The sequence below is a fragment of the Streptacidiphilus jeojiensis genome (genome assembly GCF_042510965.1).
GTDB lineage: Bacteria > Actinomycetota > Actinomycetes > Streptomycetales > Streptomycetaceae > Streptacidiphilus > Streptacidiphilus jeojiensis.
Map to the genome: position 1 here is coordinate 294,385 of NZ_JBEUKS010000006.1, position 16,460 is coordinate 310,844.

Below are 16,460 nucleotides of genomic sequence, written 5' to 3' on the forward strand. Positions count from 1 at the left end.
GTTCACCAGACGAACACCGTTTGTCAACGATGACAGATCTGTCGAAGGACCGGGAGTCCGATGAGCACCGCCCCGCCCTCCAGCCCCGCCGGGGTTCTGACCCAGCAGGACATCGACCGCGAGATAGCCGCCGCACACAAGGCGTACCAGGCCGAGGGCGTGCCACGGCAGCACCCCGCGCGGGACTACCCGCCCTATCGCAGCAGCACGCTGCGGCATCCCACCCGGGCGCTGGTCAGCCTGCGCGACCCGGAGGCCGCCGAACTGCGCGGGCCGGTCTTCGGCGCCACCGACGTCACCGACCTCGACGCCGACCTGACCCGGCAGCACCACGGCGAACCGCTGGGGGAGCGGATCACCGTCACCGGCCGGGTCCTGGACCGGGCCGGACGTCCGGTCGCCGGCCAGCTTGTGGAGATCTGGCAGGCCAACGCCTCGGGCCGGTACGCCCACCAGCGCGACCAGCACCCGGCCCCGCTGGACCCCAACTTCACCGGCTCGGGACGCTGTCTCACCGCCGCCGACGGCAGCTACTCCTTCACCACCATCAAGCCGGGCCCCTACCCCTGGCGCAACCACGACAACGCCTGGCGCCCCGCACACATCCACTTCTCGCTCTTCGGCACCGCCTTCACCCAGCGGCTGGTCACCCAGATGTACTTCCCCGGCGATCCGCTCTTCCGGTACGACCCCATCCTGCAGTCGGTCACCGACAGCGCGGCCCGCGAGCGGCTGGTCGCCGCCTACGAGCACGACCTGTCGCGATCCGAGTGGTCGCTCGGCTACCGCTGGGACATCGTCCTGGACGGCCCGTCCGCCACCCTGACGGAGGACGAGCACTGATGGCCCAGCAACTGCCCACCCCGGAACATCCTCTGACTCCGGCGCAGACCATCGGCCCCTTCTTCGGCTATGCGCTGCCGCACCCGGCCGGCGGCGACATCGCCCCGGTCGGCCACCCCGACGCCGTCACCGTGCACGGCACGGTCTTGGACGGGGCCGGTCAGCCGGTGCCCGACGCCGTGGTCGAGACCTGGCAGGCCGCTCCGGACGGCAGTCTGCACGGCGCGCCCGGATCGCTGCCCCGCAACGGCGTCGACGGCGGGCCCCGGCCCCGCAACGGCGTGGACTTCACCGGCTTCGGCCGGGCCTGCACCGACGCCGCTGGGCACTGGTCGGTGCGCACCCTGCCCCCGCCTGCGGACCGCCCCTACCTCGCCGTCTGCGTCTTCGCCCGCGGTCTGACGCACCATCTGTTCACCCGCGCCTACCTGACCGATCCCGGGCCGGGGGACCTGCTGCTGGACGATCTGGACGCGGCACGCCGTGACACGCTGATCGCCCGTCGGCAGCCGGACGGCACGCACCGGTTCGACATCCGCCTGCAGGGGGAGAAGGAGACGGTCTTCCTTGACTTCCCCGAGCAGTGATTCCCCGAACACTGATTCCCCGAACAGTGACGACGTGGGCCTGCTGGCACCGGTCAGCGCGGGCAGCGAGGCCGAGTCCGCCACCGGCGACCGGGCCTTCCTCCAGGCGATGCTGGACGCGGAGGCCGCACTGGTCCGGGCCCAGGCCGCGGTCGGCCTCGCCCCTGCCTCCGCAGCCCGCGCGGTGACCGAGGCCGCCCGGGCCGAGCGGTTCGACCCGCGCTCGCTGGCGTTGCGGGCCCGCGCGGGCGGCAACCCGGTGATCCCGCTGGTCGCCGACCTCGCCGCGGCCTTGCCGGAGGCCGCGGCGGCCCGGGTGCACCAGGGTGCGACCAGCCAGGACATCATGGACAGCGCGATGATGCTGGTAGCCTCGCGCACCCTGGCACCGCTGCTGGACGAACTGGCCGCCACCGCGGACACCCTGGCCGCGCTGGCCGCCGAGCACCGGGCCACCCCCATGCCCGGACGCACCCTCACCCAGCACGCCGTGCCCACCACCTTCGGCCTGAAGGCCGCCGGCTGGCGGGCGCTGGTGCTGGACGCGTACGCCAGGATCGCCACCGTCCGCGCCTCGCTCCCGGCCCAACTCGGCGGAGCGGCAGGCACCCTGGCCGCCTTCCACGCCTACGCCGAGGCGACGGGACAACCCGTGCAGCCGCAGTCCCCTTCGCAGCCGCAGCCGCAGCCGCAGCCGCAGCCGCAGCCGCAGCCGCAGCCGCAGTCGGAGTCGGAGGACATCGGCCTTCGCCTGGTCGCCGCCTACGCGGCCGAACTCGGGCTGGCCGAACCGCCGTTGCCCTGGCATGTGCTGCGCACCCCGGTCGCCGACCTCGGCGCTGCGTTGGCCTTCACCGCCGGTGCACTGGGCAAGCTCGCCGCCGACGTCCTGGTGCTCTCCCGGACCGAGATCGGCGAACTGGCCGAGGGTACGGGCGGCGGCTCCTCGGCCATGCCGCACAAGAGCAACCCGGTCCGGGCCACGCTGATCGCGGCCGCCGCCCGTCAGGTCCCGGCCTTGGCCGCCGTCCTCCTCGGCTCCATGGCCGCCGAGGACGAGCGCCCCGCCGGCGCCTGGCACGCGGAGTGGCAGCCGCTGCGCGACGCGCTCCGGCTCACCGGCGGCGCAGCCCGCGACGCGGCCGAACTGGTCGCCGGACTGAAGGTCAACAGCCATCTGATGTGGAGTCACCTCACGCTGACCGACGGTCTGCTGGTCTCCGAGCGGCTCAGCACGGTGCTCGCCCCGCTGCTCGGTCGGGACCGGGCCCGCACGCTGCTGGTCGGCGCCTCCCGCCGGGCGGCCGAGCTGGGCATCCCGCTGGACGAGGCGTTGCGGGAACTGCTGGACGAGTCCGACGAGTTGCTTCCCGACGGGCAGTCGCCGAAGGACCTGCTCCCGCCCGCCCGGCTCCGGGAGCTCACCGACCCCACCGCCTACCTCGGCTCGGCCGTGGCACTCACCGACCGGGCCCTGCGCCGAACCGCCGTTCACAAGGACGACCTCCGATGACCACCCCGCTGCTGCACCACCGCTCGGACGGCGCGTCCGGGGCACCCGCACTCCTGCTCGGCCCCTCCCTCGGCACCAGCCTCGCCCTCTGGGACGCGCAGGCGGCTGCTCTGGCCCGCGACTTCCATGTGGTCCGCTGGGACCTGCCGGGCCACGGCGGCTCCGCCGCCGACCTGGTCTCCGACGGTGCCACCGTCGCCGACCTGGGCCGGCTGGTGCTCGACCTCGCCGACGCCCTCGGCCTGGAACGCTTCTCCTACGCCGGGGTCTCCCTCGGCGGCGCGGTCGGCAGTTGGCTCGCCGCCGAGCACCCCGAGCGGGTCGGCGCCCTGGCACTGATCTGCACCTCCGCGCACTTCGGCGGCGCCGAACCCTGGCGCGAACGCGCGGCCTTCGTCCGGGCCGGGGGCGACCGGGCCATGGCCGAGCTGGCCGGCTCTGCCCCGGCCCGGTGGTTCACCGACGGCTTCGTCCCGCCGGACCGGCTGATCCACGACCAGCGCACCGCTGACCCGGCCGCCTATGCCGCCTGCTGCGACGCCCTCGCCGCCTTCGACCTGCGCGGATCGCTGGCCCGGATCACCGCCCCCGCACTGGTCCTGGCCGGACGTGAGGACTGCGCCGCACCGCCATCGCATTCCCGCGAACTCGCGGACGGCATCGCCGGATCGACCCTGCTGGAGCTCCCCGCCGCCGCCCACCTGGCCCCGGTCGAGCAGCCCGGAGCAGTCCTGCACGCCCTGCGCACCCACTTCCTGAGTGACCGTCATGCTGCCGGGATGTCCGTCCGCCGTGCGGTCCTCGGCGACGCGCACGTGGACCGGGCGGTGGCCCGTACCACCCCCTTCACCGCTGACTTCCAGGACTTCATCACCCGTTACGCCTGGGGTGAGATCTGGACCAGGCCCGGTCTCGACCGCCGCACCCGCAGCTGCATCACCCTCACCGCGCTGGTCGCCGGCGGCCATCACAACGAGCTCGCCATGCACGTCAGGGCGGCGCTGCGGAACGGGCTGACCCCGGACGAGATCAAGGAGGTGCTGCTCCAGTCCGCCGTCTACTGCGGAGTGCCGGCCGCCAACTCCGCCTTCGCCGTCGCCGATGCCGTGCTCCAGGAAGAGGCCACCCCATGACCGCCCCTGCCCCCGCCCGCACCACCGTCGGCATCGTCGGAGCCGGCCCGGCCGGCCTGCTGCTCGCCCGCCTGCTGCACGCGTCCGGCATCGACTGCGTCGTCCTGGAGAGCCGTGACCGCGGCTATGTCGAGCAGCGGCAGCGCGCCGGAATCCTCGAACAGGGCACGGTGGACGTACTGCGCGAGTCCGGCGCCGCCGAGCGGCTGGACCGCGAGGGCCTGCCCCACGACGGCATCGAGCTGCGCTTCGACGGTCGCGCGCACCGGATCGACTTCCCGGCCCTGACCGGCGGCCGCCGGGTCTGGGTCTACGCCCAGACCGAGGTGGTCAAGGACCTGGTCGCGCTGCAACTCGCCGACGGAGCACCGCTGTTGTTCGAGGCCCAGGTCACCGCGGTCGAGGGCGCCGAGAGTGCGCAACCCGTCCTCCGCTACACCCACCAGGGCGTCGAACGCCGACTGGAGTGCGACTACGTGGTCGGCTGCGACGGCTTCCACGGCGTGGTGCGCGAGGCGATACCCGCCGGAGCCAGGCAGACCTTCGAACGTAGCTACCCCTACTCCTGGCTGGGCATCCTGGCCGACGTGGCACCGTCCAGCGACGAGCTGGTCTATGCCCACTCCCCGCGCGGCTTCGCCCTGTTGAGCATGAGGTCGCCGACCGTCAGCCGGCTCTACCTCCAGGTGCCCAACGGCACCGACCCGGCGGACTGGTCCGACGAACGCATCTGGGACGAACTCGACGCCCGCTTCGCCCTCGCCGCCGGTGACTGGAAGCTGGCCCGGGGCCCGATCACCGCCAAGTCCGTTCTCCCCATGCGCAGTTCGGTCACCGAGCCGATGCGCCATGGCCGGCTCTTCCTGGCCGGCGACGCCGCCCACATCGTCCCCCCGACCGGGGCCAAGGGCCTCAACCTGGCCGCGGCCGACGTCACCGTCCTGGCCCGGGCCTTTACCGGCCTGCACCGAACCGGCTCCACCGAGCTCCTGAACAGCTACTCGGCCACCTGCCTCAACCGCGTCTGGCGGGCGGAGCACTTCTCCTACTTCATGACCAGCACCCTGCACACCGCCCCGGAGCAGTCCCCCTTCGACACCCGCCTCCAGCTCTCCCAACTCGACCGCATAGCCGCATCCCCGCACGCAGCCGCCGAACTGGCGGCCAACTACGCGGGCCTGCCGCTGGTCTGACCGCTGTCCGTGGTGACCTGTCCGACTTCGGGGAGCCGCCGGTCCTGCGCCGAGGTGGGGACCATCCGCGCGACCGCGTCGGGCATCGCGCCGACCGTGAACACCCAGATCCGGTCGTCGACGGCGACGGTGACGAAGGAGGCTTCGGACGGCACCAGGTCGGGCAGTGCGGTCGTGTGGGACCCGGCCTCCAGATCGCCCTCGAAGACCCGCAGCGAGGTGCTCCTGGGCTCGGGAGGAGTGAACGAGGTTGCCCACAGCGCCTCGACGGTGACATGCGCGGGCTCGTCGAGCGTCAGTTGCACACTCCGGCCTGCGTCGTCGTAGGCGATGGCGGCACGGTCGGGGCCGCTTCGCGCGTCGGAGGCGGCGGCTTCGACCTGGGCCGCGATGAGGCCGGCGATGCCGGCTAGTCCTTGGACGAAGCCCACCCGCGGGTTGCGCCTGGAGATCTCGTCCCGCAGGTACTGCTTGGTCTCGGCCGGAACCATCCCGCCGAAGACCAGGAGGTCGAGTCCGGTGACGTCGTAGTCGTCGAGGACACGGTCGAACTGGTTGGTCGCGTCGGCGGTGTAGCCCTTGGCGCGCAGGATGTCGACCGTCGCGACCAGTACGCCGGGGCTGCGGCCGACCACCAGGACCCGGTCGTGGTGGTCGGCGGGTGGAGTTCTCATCGTCGCTTCCTCCATGTTGGCCTAGCCAATATTGGTGTACCCAACATAGAACATGTTGGCCTCCCCCACAATTGGTAGCCTGGATCCATGCCTGCGCATCCCGTTCAGCCCGGCCGTACACCGGACCGGCTCAAGTCCCGTCCGACCTGGCTCGTCAGCCGCGCCTACGCGCGCTCCGCGGCGCTGCTGGTCGCCGGGTTCGAGGCCGAGGGCAACGGCCTGCGCGGGTACCACTACCGGCTGCTCACCGCACTCGAACAGTGGGGGCCCGCGAGCCAGGCCGACCTCGGCCGCGACACCGGGATCGACCGGAGTGATGTCACCGCGGCGCTCACCGAGCTCGAATCGCGGGACCTGGTCGAGCGCAGGGCCGACCCCGAGCACGGGCGTCGGAAGATCGTGACGATCACGCCCCGGGGCCTGGACGTCCTGGCCGATCTCGACACCATGGTCGACCGGACCCAGGAGGCCCTGCTGGCGCCGCTGACACCGGCTCAGCGACGCCAGTTCGTCAGCCTCCTGTCCCGGCTGCTCGACTAGTCCGGACCTCCGCTGCTTCCTCCGGGTCCCCTAGTCCAGGGCGCTGAGCGGGACCGAGAAGAGCACGCGCTGAGGTACGGCCGGGGCGATCCACTTGGCCTGGGAGTTGGCCGCCCACTCGGTGAGGGACCAGACCGTCTGGGTGCTCCACCACAGCGACATGCCCTCCGAGTGCTGCGCCCAACAGGCGTAGGCGATGTCGGACGTGCAGGTGGCCGCTGAACTGCCGGAGGCGTCGAGACGCCAGAGGATGCCGTGTTGGTTGACCCCGCCGCGGGCGTCGTCGACGTACCACTCGCCGTTGTGGGACAGAGCGCCCTGTAGGCCGACCGCCGCGGTCTGCTCCACCTCTTCGGCCACTGCTTGGCCGCTGGAGTTGGTGTCGAGGAGGTAGTCACCGGCACTGCCGATGCCGTAGCGGAGGAGTCGGGCGGGCGTGGTGCCCCCGGAGGAGAACCACTCGTTGGCCACCAGGCTGGGCGGGTTGGAGCTGCGGTCGAGCGATACCGAGGCCAGGCAGGGCAGGTGGGTGTCATCCGTGGAGGTGCACTTCTGAGCAGTGGCGTAGCTGTAGGAGCCGATGGCCGGCATGACGTACTGGTACGAGTCGGCCGAGTAGCCGCCGGTGACCTTGCCGACCGAACTGGAGTTCACCGTGGCCTGGAGGATCTGCGACATGCTGAAGACGTACAGGGCGTTGTAGTCGGCGTCGCCGTTGGAGGCGGTGACGATGAGCTTGTCGCCGTACCAGACCATCCCGCCCAGGTGGGAGACCAGCGGACGGAAGTCGGTGCCGCCGGAGGTCGGCACGACGAGGAGAACCCAGCGGTAGCTGAGTGCTGACGGATTGTCAGCGTCGATGAAGGCGACCCGGGCCCAGTCGTCCTTGGTCGCATCGTGTCCGGCAGGGTCGGTGCTGGTGTTGTAGGACCAGCCGGACAGCAACACCTTGTGCGAATGCCACAGGCCGTCGGCGGACGCGTCGCCCGAGGAGGTGACCGACTGCGGCAGCCAGAGCTGGGTGTCGGCGTCGCCGCTGTCCCAGCAGTACGCGGACGAGGCACTCGGGTTGATCGGCAGCGCGGCGGTCTCCGTGCTCGCGCAGTCCGCGAGGTTCCGCATCGGGTGATTGGCGCTCGCCAGCACGTCGGAGGCGTCGACGACGGGCATTTCGGAGTCGAGTTGGGTGAGAGTGGAGGGTGCGTCCTGATGCGGGATCAGGGCCGTCTTGGCCAGGTCCGAGGCCGCGGTCAACGGGGTCAGCGCGCCGGGCGGATCTCCCGGGTCGGCCCCGGCTCCGGTGGCCCCGGCCAAGAGCGTCACGAACGAGAGCAGGAGCGCCGCTCCGGCCCTCGCGGAAGCCATGGTCACGGAACTGCGCATGGGTACGCTCCCCCTCCGGTCACTCACATGCCGGGCCGTCCCGCACGGCACTCGGGTGAGGATCCGGTGAGAACCGTAACAGGTCTGACGGACCGGAGGATCTGACTCCTGATCTTGGATCCCCGCGACTCAAAGGGCGCGGTGCATGATGTGCAGCCCGACGTAGCCGGCGGTCGGGTGCCGGAAGCCCTCCGGCAGGGTGCCCAGCACCTCGAACCCGAGCGACCGGTACAGCTGGACCGCGTGCACATTGGTCTCGACGACCGCGTTGAACTGCATCGCCCGGAAGCCGGCCGCCCGCGCCCACTCCACGGTGTACTCGCACAGGGCCCGACCCACGCCCTGACCGGTGTGCGCCGGATCGACCATGTAGCTGGCGCTCGCGACGTGCGAGCCGTTGCCCATGTGATTGGTGTTCATCTTGGCCGTGCCCAGGACCGCCCCGTCCCCGTCCCCGTCGACGGCGACGACGGTGCGGTTCGGCGCGGACAGCAGCCACCAGTCGCGACCCTGCTCCTCGCTGAGATCGGTCGGATAGGTGAACGTCTCGCCCGCGGTGACGATCGTGCGGAAGAACGGCCAGATGGCGGACCAGTCCTCGACCCCGGCTTCCCTGATCAGCATGCGAACAGCATGACGGTGGGGCTCGCAGGTCCGCCAACCCTTTCCCCGCCCGGCGCCGGCGGGCTCAGGCCGCGACGGTGGGGCGTACCCGGCGCAGGCGTTCCGGGGTGGTCGGGGGTGGGGTCTTGTGCAGGAAGGCCCGGCGCAGTTCGTGGTAGGGCTCGTCCGGGGCGTAGAAGTTGCGGTACATGTGGGCCAGCTCCTCGGACCGGTACCAGGCCAGCGGCCGCTGGGCGTCGGCGTGTTCGCGGGCGCGGCGCTTGGCGGCGAGGCGGCGGGGCCAGTCCGCGGAGCCGGCCAGCTCCTGGCCCAGGGCGGCGGCCTCCTCGGTGAAGCGCTGCGGGGCGCAGCCCAGCACCCGGTCGATCAGGCCGAGCCGCAGCGCCTGCGTGGCGATCAGCGGCAGGGCCTCACCGGTGAGCCGTTCGGCGGCGTCGGGGCCGACCCGGCGCGGCAGGGTGCTGGTCCAGTACTCCGATCCGTACAGACCCATCAGCCGGTAGTGCGGGTTGAGCACCGCGCCGTCGCGGACCCAGACCTCGTCCGCGGCGAGGGCCAGCATCAGTCCGCCGGCCGCCGCGTTGCCGCCGAGCGCGGCGACGGTGATCCGGTCGCGGGTGTTGAGGACCGCCTCGACCAGGTCGTCCATGGCGTTGATGTTGGCCCAGGACTCGCGGGCCGGGTCGGCGGCGGCCTCGATCGCGCCGAGGTGGATGCCGTGCGAGAAGACGTCCCGGGAGGCGCCCAGCAGCAGCACCCGGGTGGGCCGGTCCAGGGCGTACCGGTAGCCGGCCAGCAGCCTGCGGCAGTCGCCGGTGCTCATCGCCCCGCCCGGGAAGGAGAAACGGAGCAGGCCGACCGGCCCTTGCTCCTCGTAGCGCACGGTGCTCCAGGTCAGCCGGGATCCCGACGTCCCCGGCGTCCCCGACGGTAACGGAACGTGCGAGGCGGGCAGCTCCGGGACGCCGCGCAGCTGCCCGGCGAGGGCGTCCGCGGCCGGGGCCTTGGCGGTCGGCGGTCCGCCGGGCAGGCGGCGCGGCCGGGCGGAGGTGATCCAGACCGCGCCGTCGGCGGTGGCCCGACAGACCGCTCCGCCCCGGGTGGCCAGGAAGGCCCCGGGCCGGTGGCGGCCGGGCAGCAGCGGTCCCTCCTCGGGCTGTCCGCCGAAGAGGAAGTAGCGGCGTCCGCCGATGCTGTCCAGGACACCGGGGCTGGAGTCGGCGATGCGCAGCGCCCGCGACGCGGTGGCGGTGCTGTCGCCGGTCCAGTCGATGCGGCGGGCCTCCTGCCGGTAGTACGGACGGGCCACCCCGGGCGGCGCCGGCCTGGGCCGGAAGTCGCCGGCGGCGAAGCGCCGCACCGCGCGTTCCACGGCGCGGGAGGCCGCGTCGGAGAGCTCGTTGCGGTAGACGTCGCTCTTGCTGATGCCGCCGGGCAGCTCGGGGATGTCGAACGGCTCGGCCGCCCAGATGTCCCCGGCGTCCATCTCGCCGACGGCCTGCAGCACGGTGACGCCCCACTGCCGCAGCCCGGCGCCCAGCGCCCAGTCCAGCGAGGAGGGGCCGCGGTCCCCGGGCGGGCCGGGGTGGACGATCAGGCAGGTACGGGTGGACCAGACGTCCTGGGGGACGACGCTGGTCAGCATCGGGCAGACGATCAGCTCGGGGTCGTGCCTGCGGACGGCCGCCCGCAGCTCGGCCCCGGTGTCCAGGGCGAGGGCGACGGCGGTGTCGTGGCCCAGCGCCGCGAGCTCCAGGGTGATGCGCTGGGTGAGGCTGTTGAACGCGCTGGCGAAGACGAGGACGCGGAGTCGTCGGTCGTGCAGTCGTGGGGACATACGAGCCTCCGGCGGAACGGTGGGGTGCGTTGCGGAAGGGCGTCTGCACAGGCGTGCCTGCATATGACGCCGTCCCTACCCGACCGCAGGATCGCTACGCTTCGAAGTCGTCATGTGACACCGAGTCAGAGGTCTTGACTCCGATGTGCGGTGACGGACCGTGTCCGCACACCAGCCCCAGGCCCCGACCTCGAACCTCTGGCACCCCACCTGTCGCCGCCTCCGTGCCGACCGGTTGCTCCCCGCAGTCGCCGCCGACCGAAGCGCGCTCCGCCGACCGACCGCCGCCCACGCTCCCGCACGCCCCCGCACAGCCCTTGCACACCCCCGACACACGTTCGGCGCCCGATTCATGTCCTCCTTGAGGAGGAGAACGGGTGCATCGCTCGAACCACCCCCACCGCCGGTTCGGTACATCGCTGGCGGCTCGTGGCGGGGCGGCGCCGGAAACTAGCGTGAGGACGTCCGCAGATACGCCCGCTGAAGTCCGTCGAGGAACCCACGTCATGATCGAAGCTGTCGGCCTGACCAAACGCTATGGCCCCAAGACCGCGGTGGAGGACCTGAGCTTCACCGTCCGCCCCGGCATCGTCACCGGCTTCCTCGGCCCCAACGGCGCCGGCAAGTCGACCACCATGCGGATGCTGCTCGGGTTGGACGCCCCCACCGCGGGCCACGCCACCGTGAACGGCCGCCGCTACGCCGACCACCCCGCGCCGCTGCGCGAGGTCGGCGCGATGCTGGAGGCCCGCGCCGTGCACACCGGGCGCAGCGCCTGGAACCACCTGGCCGCACTGGCCGCCACCCACGGCCTGCCGATGCGCCGGGTGGACGAGGTGGTCGACCTGGTGGGCCTGCACGAGGTGGCCCGCAAGCGCGCCGGCGCCTTCTCGCTCGGCATGGGCCAGCGCCTCGGCATCGCCTCGGCGCTGCTCGGCGACCCGGCCACGGTGATCCTGGACGAGCCTGTGAACGGGCTGGACCCGGAGGGCATCCTCTGGATCCGCAACCTGATGAAGTCGCTGGCCGCCGAGGGCCGCACCGTGCTGGTCTCCTCGCACCTGATGAGCGAGATGGCGCTGACCGCCGAGCACCTCATCGTGGTCGGCCGCGGCCGGCTGATCGCCGACACCTCGGTCGCCGAGTTCACCTCGCGGGCCTCGGTCGGCCAGGCCGTCCGGGTCCGCACGCCCGACTCGGTGCGGCTGGGCGAACTGCTGCGCGAGCAGCCGGGCGTGGTGGTGACCCCGGACCAGGACAGCGCGGACGTGTTCGACGTCAGCGGTGCCGACAGCGAGCAGATCGGCCGGCTCGCGGCCCTGAACCAGCTGGTGCTCTTCGAGTTGACGCCGCATCAGGCCTCGCTGGAGGAGGCGTTCATGGAACTGACCAAGGACGCAGTCGAGTATCAGACGGGCACTGCCCGGACCGGCACCGCGCAGCGGACCGCCGACGAGCGTGTCAAGGAGACCGCAGCATGAGCGCCGTCCTGGAAGCAACCCCCATCGCCACCACGCTGCCGCCCGAGGCGGAGACCCGGGTGACCCTGGTCCGGGTGCTGAAGTCAGAGTGGATCAAGTTCCGCTCGCTGCGCTCCACCTACTGGACCCTGGCTGCGGGCATCGTGCTGACCGTGGGCTTCGGCGCCCTGCTCTGCTGGGCCATGCTGGACCACTTCAACCAGCTGCACGCGGACGAGCGGGCCTCCTTCAACCCGACCGACCACAGCCTGCGCGGCTACTACCTGGCGCAGATGGCCATCGGCGTGCTCGGCGTGCTGATGTTCACCGGCGAGTACTCGACCGGCATGATCCGCGCCACGGTCTCCGCCGTGCCCAAGCGGCTGCCGGTGCTGTGGGCCAAGGCGCTGGTGTTCGGCGCCGCCACCTGGGTCGTCGGCACGCTGTCCGCGCTGGCCGCCTTCTTCATCGGGCAGGCCATCTTCAGCAGCAAGCACCTCGGCGCCTCCTTCGGCGACCCCGGTGTGCCGCGCGCGGTCTTCGGCCTGGGCCTCTACCTCACCGCCATCGGCCTGATCGCGGTGGGCCTGGGCGCGCTGCTGCGCAACACCGCCGCCGGGATCGCCTCGCTGTTCGGCCTGCTGCTGGTGCTCCCGCTGCTGGTCGAGGCGCTGCCCAGCAGCTGGCAGAGCGACATCTCGCCGTACCTGCCGGGTGCGGCCGGGGCGGCGCTGTTCACCCTGCACGGCGATCCGGGCCAGCTCAGCCCCTGGGTCGGCTTCGGAGTGCTGTGCATCTACGTGGTCGCGGCCCTGGTCGGCGGCGCGGCGGTGCTGCGCCGCCGGGACGCCTGACCACAGCGGGCACACAGCCGCCGCACGGCCTGCCCCGGCCGTGCGGCGGCCCCCGCGGAGAAGGGTGTGAGACTGGTGGACATGACCGGGAAGCGTCTCGACCTCACCCCGCTGCGGGGGCTCGTCACCAGTGCGGGCCGCGGCCGCCATGCGACGGCCGTCGACACCGTGGTCGCCCTGCTGCTGATGCTCACCTCGCTGGGGCACGCCTTCGCGGCCCACGGGCCGGGTCTGCTGCTGCTGAACGCCGCCCTGGTGCTGCCGCTGGCCCTGCGCCGCACCGCGCCGTTCCCGGTGTTCTGCGTGGTCGCCGCGGTGGCCTTCGTCCAGTGGCTCACGGTCAGCGGCGGCATGCCCAGCGACGTTGCCGTACTGCTGGCGCTGCACACCGTGGCGGTGCACTGTCGCCGGGCCCAGACCTGGCTCGCCTACGGCGTCTGCGAGCTGGGAGCCCTGCTCGCCGCGCTGAGCTGGCCCGGCCTGAACCACCGCTACGGCGACGGGGTCCCGATGGGCCAGACCGATGTGATCGTCAACACCATCAAGGTGTTCCTGCTGTTCTCCGGCACGGTCACCACCGCACTGGTGCTCGGCTTCAACGTCAGGGCCAGGCGCGGCCGGCTCGCCAGCCTGGAGCAGCGCGCCCTCGACCTGGAGCGGCAGCGGGACCAGCAGGCCGCGCTGGCGGTGGCCGAGGAGCGCTCGCGGATCGCGCGTGAGATGCACGACATCGTCACCCACAACCTCTCGGTCATGGTCGCCCTGGCCGACGGCGCCGTCTACGCCAACCCGCACGCCCCCGAGCGTGCCACCGCAGCGATGCGGCAGTCCGCGGAGACCGGGCGCCAGGCGCTGACCGACATGCGCCGCTTCCTGGGCGTGCTGCGCGCGGACGAGCCGGAGGCACTGCGGCACCCGCAGCCCGGGATCGGACAGCTGGAGGCGCTGGTGCGGCAGGTCCGCGCCGCCGGGCTGCCGACCGAGCTCGCGGTGTCCGGGGCGACGGAGGCGGTCTCGCCCGGCGCCCAGCTGACCGTGTACCGAGTGGTGCAGGAGTCGCTGACCAACACCCTCAAGCACGCCGCCGGGGCCACTGCGGCCCGGGTGGCGGTCCAGGTCGAGGGCGCCTCGATGACGGTGGAGATCAGCGACGACGGCCACAGCGCGGCAGCTGTGTCCGACGGCGAGGGGCACGGCCTGATCGGCATGCGCGAGCGTGCGGCCGCGTTCGGCGGCGGGCTGACGGCGGGACCCGGGCCCGGCGGCCGGGGCTGGCGCGTCAGTGCCACTTTCGACCTGGCCGAGCCCGGCCTGGAACCCGCACCCGCCCCGATCCCTGCGACCGCCCCCGCCCCCGCCCCTGCCGCCTCCCCCGAGCCGGAACCGGCGCTCCCGGACCCCGCCAGCCGTCCCGAAACCGCCGAACTGGAGCCCGCGTGACCATCCGGGTGCTGCTCGTCGACGACCAGCCGCTGCTGCGCGTCGCCTTCTCCCTCGTCCTGGAGTCCCAGCCGGACCTCGCCGTCGCCGGCGAGGCCGCCGACGGTGCCGAGGCGGTCCGGCTCGCCCTGCGGGAGAAGCCCGAGGTGGTCCTGATGGACGTGCGGATGCCCGGCATGGACGGGATCGAGGCCACCCGCCGGATCGTCGCCGAGTGCCCCGGCACCAGGGTGCTCATCCTCACCACCTTCGACCTGGACGAGTACGCTTTCGCCGGGCTGCGCGCCGGCGCCTCCGGCTTCCTGCTGAAGAACGCCCGCCCGGAGGAGCTGCTGGAGGCGATCCGGGTGGTCGCGGCCGGCGAGGCGGTGGTGGCGCCCAGGATCACCCGCCGGCTGCTGGACACCTTCGCCTCCCGGCTGCCGGTCGAGGGCGGTGAGGCGGCGACCGCCCTGCAGTCGCTCACCCCGCGCGAGCAGAGCGTGCTGGTCCAGGTGGCCCGCGGGCTCTCCAACGCCGAGATCGCCGGCGTCCTGAACCTGGCCGAGAACACGGTCAAGACGCATGTCAGCCGGGTGCTGATGAAGCTGGGCCTGCGCGACCGGGTGCAGGCCGTGGTCTTCGCCTACGAGAACAACCTGGTGTCCTCGGCCTGACCGAGCACGACCGATCCGGCGTGTGATCGCCGGTGATCGGGCAGAGTTGGGGCATGGGTACGGGATTCAGCGGTGAGGTGGCCGAGTACTACGCCAAGTACCGGCGCGGGTATCCCTCCGGGCTCTTCGACGCGCTGCAGGCGGAGTTCGGATGGACCAAGGACGACGCGGTTCTGGATCTGGGCTGCGGTACAGGCCAGTTGGGCGTTCCGGCGGCGGCCAGGGTGGGTGCGGTGATCGGACTGGACCCCGAGCCGGACATGCTGCGGTACGCCGGGGAGGCCGCCGCGGCGGCCGGGGCCGGCAACACGGTGTGGGTGCTGGGGTCCGACGCGGACCTGCCGGAGATCGGGGCTCAGATCGGTACGGGGAGGCTGGCGACGGCCCTGGTGGGGCAGGCGCTGCACTGGATGCGCCACGAGGTGCTGTTCCCCCGCCTGTTGCCGCTGCTGCGCCCCGGGGGAGGGGTCGCGGTGGTCGCCGGCGGAGCCCCGCTCTGGCTGCAGGACTCCGACTGGTCGCATGCGCTGCGGGACTGCCTGGAGGCGTACTTCGGCACCCGTCCCGGTCCCACCGGCGGCGGCTCCCCGCACGACCGGGCCCGCTACGCCCGGGCCCTGGAGGCCGCCGGGTACCGCGACGTGGGGGAGATAGCACTGCGCCACACCGACGAGTTGACGGTGGATCAGCTCATCGGCGGACTGTTCTCGACCTTCTCGGCCGAGTCGCTGCCCCCGGAGCCGCAGCGCACCGAGTTGGCCCAGCGGATCCGCTGGTCGCTGCCGTCCGGCAAGCCGCTGATCCAGGACGTCGAGGTCACCGCGGTGCTGGCACACGCTCCGTCAGGTCCGCGCTGAGCGAAGGCTCGTGGGGCAGCAGCTCGTCGGACAACCCGGGCCCCGCCGCGGTCCGGCGGGCCCGGGCGACGGCCGCGTACGCCTGGGCCGTCGCCTCCGCCGGGGTCCCGGTGAGCCGGATCGGGGCGCCGAAGTGGACGTGCAGATCGGGGCGGCGCAGCGGTGCGGTGACCAGTCCGGCGAGCTGCTTGCCACGGCTGCCGGAGGTGATCCTGCGGGCGCCGGTCTGGCCGACCGGGACCACCGGCGCCCCGGTGGCCAGCGCCAGCCGGGCCAGACCGGTGCGGAAGGGCTCGGGGTCGCGGTCTCCCGAGTCGTGCCGGCGCGGCAGCCGTCCCTCCGGGTAGATCACCACCACCCGTCCGTCCGCCAGCGCCTCGGCCGCCGTCACCAGGGCCTCCGCGGCCCGCTGCTCGCCGCGGTGGACCGGGATGTGGCCCTCGGCGCGCAGCCGTCCGCCCAGCACCGGGATCCGCCACAGCCCGGCGGCCGCCAGCACCACCGGGTCGGGCACCCCGCGCCGGGCCAGCGCCGCCAGTACCACGCCGGGATCGATCAGCGAGCTGTGGTTGGCCGCGACGATGCTGCCGGGCGCGGGACCCTCCGGGGCGTCGCCGGTGACCTCCAGATGTCCGAGCAGAGGCAGGACGCGGCGGGCGAAGTCGCTGAGCATGGGCCCCATTCTGGCCGAGGGCACGGCGGCCGTCGTGAGTACGCCTACCCGGGTACTGCTGCCGATTTTCCCCTGACAGAAGGTGTCAGTGGAGGTTCCGACACTGATGGCATGAACCTCAGCCACCACCGTCAACAGCGCCGGGCCGAGCGCCTGCTCGTGCCGGCCGCCTTCGCCACCGCCCTCGGCAACA

16 protein-coding genes are annotated in these 16,460 nt (G+C 72.7%); 11 read left to right on the forward strand and 5 right to left on the reverse strand.

What is annotated here, in order from left to right; genetic code table 11:
- Positions 1-60: 60 nt before the first annotated feature.
- The 5 genes from pcaH to ABUW04_RS18895 are packed head-to-tail and all read left to right on the forward strand — an operon-like array spanning position 61 to position 5,269.
- The gene (gene pcaH / locus ABUW04_RS18875) at positions 61-843 is read left to right on the forward strand and encodes a protocatechuate 3,4-dioxygenase subunit beta (protein WP_380565837.1); all 783 of its coding nucleotides are present in this window, start codon (positions 61-63) and stop codon (positions 841-843) included.
- Positions 843-1,430, forward strand: coding sequence for a protocatechuate 3,4-dioxygenase subunit alpha (gene pcaG, locus ABUW04_RS18880; protein WP_380565838.1), 588 nt, complete (start codon positions 843-845; stop codon positions 1,428-1,430). The genes pcaH and pcaG overlap by 1 nt, the downstream gene beginning before the upstream one ends.
- Positions 1,431-1,464: 34 nt before the next feature.
- On the forward strand, positions 1,465-2,943 hold the full coding sequence (locus ABUW04_RS18885) for a lyase family protein (protein ID WP_380565839.1): 1,479 nt from the start codon (positions 1,465-1,467) through the stop codon (positions 2,941-2,943).
- Positions 2,940-4,076, forward strand: a complete 1,137-nt coding sequence (gene pcaDC / locus ABUW04_RS18890; protein WP_380565840.1) for a bifunctional 3-oxoadipate enol-lactonase/4-carboxymuconolactone decarboxylase PcaDC — start codon at positions 2,940-2,942, stop codon at positions 4,074-4,076. Before ABUW04_RS18885 ends, pcaDC begins: the two co-directional genes overlap by 4 nt.
- Entirely contained in the window at positions 4,073-5,269 is a 1,197-nt protein-coding gene (locus tag ABUW04_RS18895; RefSeq protein ID WP_380565841.1) for a 4-hydroxybenzoate 3-monooxygenase, read from the forward strand. Before pcaDC ends, ABUW04_RS18895 begins: the two co-directional genes overlap by 4 nt.
- Here ABUW04_RS18895 and ABUW04_RS18900 read toward each other — a convergent pair.
- Positions 5,245-5,943, reverse strand: coding sequence for a hypothetical protein (locus tag ABUW04_RS18900; protein ID WP_380565842.1), 699 nt, complete (start codon positions 5,941-5,943; stop codon positions 5,245-5,247). The two genes, ABUW04_RS18895 and ABUW04_RS18900, sit on opposite strands and share 25 nt — an antisense overlap.
- Before the next feature lie 87 nt (positions 5,944-6,030).
- Between ABUW04_RS18900 and ABUW04_RS18905 the strand changes: the two genes are divergently transcribed.
- Positions 6,031-6,483, forward strand: a complete 453-nt coding sequence (locus ABUW04_RS18905; RefSeq protein ID WP_380565843.1) for a MarR family winged helix-turn-helix transcriptional regulator — start codon at positions 6,031-6,033, stop codon at positions 6,481-6,483.
- 30 nt (positions 6,484-6,513) lie between these two features.
- On the opposite strand, the gene ABUW04_RS18910 is transcribed toward ABUW04_RS18905, so the two are convergent.
- The 3 genes from ABUW04_RS18910 to ABUW04_RS18920 all read right to left on the reverse strand — a co-directional run bounded on the left by ABUW04_RS18910 (position 6,514) and on the right by ABUW04_RS18920 (position 10,327).
- Entirely contained in the window at positions 6,514-7,866 is a 1,353-nt protein-coding gene (locus tag ABUW04_RS18910; RefSeq protein WP_380565844.1) for a hypothetical protein, read from the reverse strand.
- Positions 7,867-7,995: 129 nt separating this feature from the next.
- Positions 7,996-8,490 carry a GNAT family N-acetyltransferase gene (locus ABUW04_RS18915; protein WP_380565845.1) on the reverse strand — a complete coding sequence of 165 codons (495 nt, stop codon included), beginning with the start codon at positions 8,488-8,490 and terminating at the stop codon, positions 7,996-7,998.
- 64 nt (positions 8,491-8,554) lie between these two features.
- Complete coding sequence (locus ABUW04_RS18920) at positions 8,555-10,327, reverse strand: enoyl-CoA hydratase-related protein (protein WP_380565846.1); 1,773 nt, start codon at positions 10,325-10,327, stop codon at positions 8,555-8,557.
- Between the two features lie 506 nt (positions 10,328-10,833).
- On the opposite strand from ABUW04_RS18920, the gene ABUW04_RS18925 reads away from it, so the two are divergent.
- From ABUW04_RS18925 to ABUW04_RS18945, 5 genes are all read left to right on the forward strand, one after another.
- On the forward strand, positions 10,834-11,808 hold the full coding sequence (locus ABUW04_RS18925) for an ABC transporter ATP-binding protein (protein ID WP_051725083.1): 975 nt from the start codon (positions 10,834-10,836) through the stop codon (positions 11,806-11,808).
- Positions 11,805-12,641, forward strand: coding sequence for an ABC transporter permease subunit (locus tag ABUW04_RS18930; RefSeq protein WP_030252175.1), 837 nt, complete (start codon positions 11,805-11,807; stop codon positions 12,639-12,641). Before ABUW04_RS18925 ends, ABUW04_RS18930 begins: the two co-directional genes overlap by 4 nt.
- Positions 12,642-12,722: 81 nt before the next feature.
- Positions 12,723-14,081, forward strand: coding sequence for a sensor histidine kinase (locus ABUW04_RS18935; protein ID WP_380565847.1), 1,359 nt, complete (start codon positions 12,723-12,725; stop codon positions 14,079-14,081).
- Positions 14,078-14,737 carry a response regulator gene (locus ABUW04_RS18940; RefSeq protein WP_030252180.1) on the forward strand — a complete coding sequence of 220 codons (660 nt, stop codon included), beginning with the start codon at positions 14,078-14,080 and terminating at the stop codon, positions 14,735-14,737. The genes ABUW04_RS18935 and ABUW04_RS18940 overlap by 4 nt, the downstream gene beginning before the upstream one ends.
- A 53-nt stretch (positions 14,738-14,790) precedes the next feature.
- Entirely contained in the window at positions 14,791-15,594 is an 804-nt protein-coding gene (locus ABUW04_RS18945) for a class I SAM-dependent methyltransferase (protein ID WP_380565848.1), read from the forward strand.
- Here ABUW04_RS18945 and ABUW04_RS18950 read toward each other — a convergent pair.
- The gene (locus ABUW04_RS18950) at positions 15,554-16,267 is read right to left on the reverse strand and encodes a lysophospholipid acyltransferase family protein (RefSeq protein WP_380565849.1); all 714 of its coding nucleotides are present in this window, start codon (positions 16,265-16,267) and stop codon (positions 15,554-15,556) included. The two genes, ABUW04_RS18945 and ABUW04_RS18950, sit on opposite strands and share 41 nt — an antisense overlap.
- Positions 16,268-16,460: the final 193 nt, after the last annotated feature.

Coding starts and splice junctions, on each gene's coding strand:
- ABUW04_RS18945 (WP_380565848.1), top strand. CDS start 14,791: ATGGGTACGGGATTCAGCGGTGAGGTGGCCGAGTACTACGCCAAGTAC.
- ABUW04_RS18910 (WP_380565844.1), bottom strand. CDS start 7,866: ATGCGCAGTTCCGTGACCATGGCTTCCGCGAGGGCCGGAGCGGCGCTC.
- ABUW04_RS18925 (WP_051725083.1), top strand. CDS start 10,834: ATGATCGAAGCTGTCGGCCTGACCAAACGCTATGGCCCCAAGACCGCG.
- ABUW04_RS18895 (WP_380565841.1), top strand. CDS start 4,073: ATGACCGCCCCTGCCCCCGCCCGCACCACCGTCGGCATCGTCGGAGCC.
- ABUW04_RS18920 (WP_380565846.1), bottom strand. CDS start 10,327: ATGTCCCCACGACTGCACGACCGACGACTCCGCGTCCTCGTCTTCGCC.
- pcaH (WP_380565837.1), top strand. CDS start 61: ATGAGCACCGCCCCGCCCTCCAGCCCCGCCGGGGTTCTGACCCAGCAG.
- pcaG (WP_380565838.1), top strand. CDS start 843: ATGGCCCAGCAACTGCCCACCCCGGAACATCCTCTGACTCCGGCGCAG.
- ABUW04_RS18905 (WP_380565843.1), top strand. CDS start 6,031: ATGCCTGCGCATCCCGTTCAGCCCGGCCGTACACCGGACCGGCTCAAG.
- ABUW04_RS18930 (WP_030252175.1), top strand. CDS start 11,805: ATGAGCGCCGTCCTGGAAGCAACCCCCATCGCCACCACGCTGCCGCCC.
- ABUW04_RS18950 (WP_380565849.1), bottom strand. CDS start 16,267: ATGCTCAGCGACTTCGCCCGCCGCGTCCTGCCTCTGCTCGGACATCTG.
- ABUW04_RS18935 (WP_380565847.1), top strand. CDS start 12,723: ATGACCGGGAAGCGTCTCGACCTCACCCCGCTGCGGGGGCTCGTCACC.
- ABUW04_RS18915 (WP_380565845.1), bottom strand. CDS start 8,490: ATGCTGATCAGGGAAGCCGGGGTCGAGGACTGGTCCGCCATCTGGCCG.
- pcaDC (WP_380565840.1), top strand. CDS start 2,940: ATGACCACCCCGCTGCTGCACCACCGCTCGGACGGCGCGTCCGGGGCA.
- ABUW04_RS18900 (WP_380565842.1), bottom strand. CDS start 5,943: ATGAGAACTCCACCCGCCGACCACCACGACCGGGTCCTGGTGGTCGGC.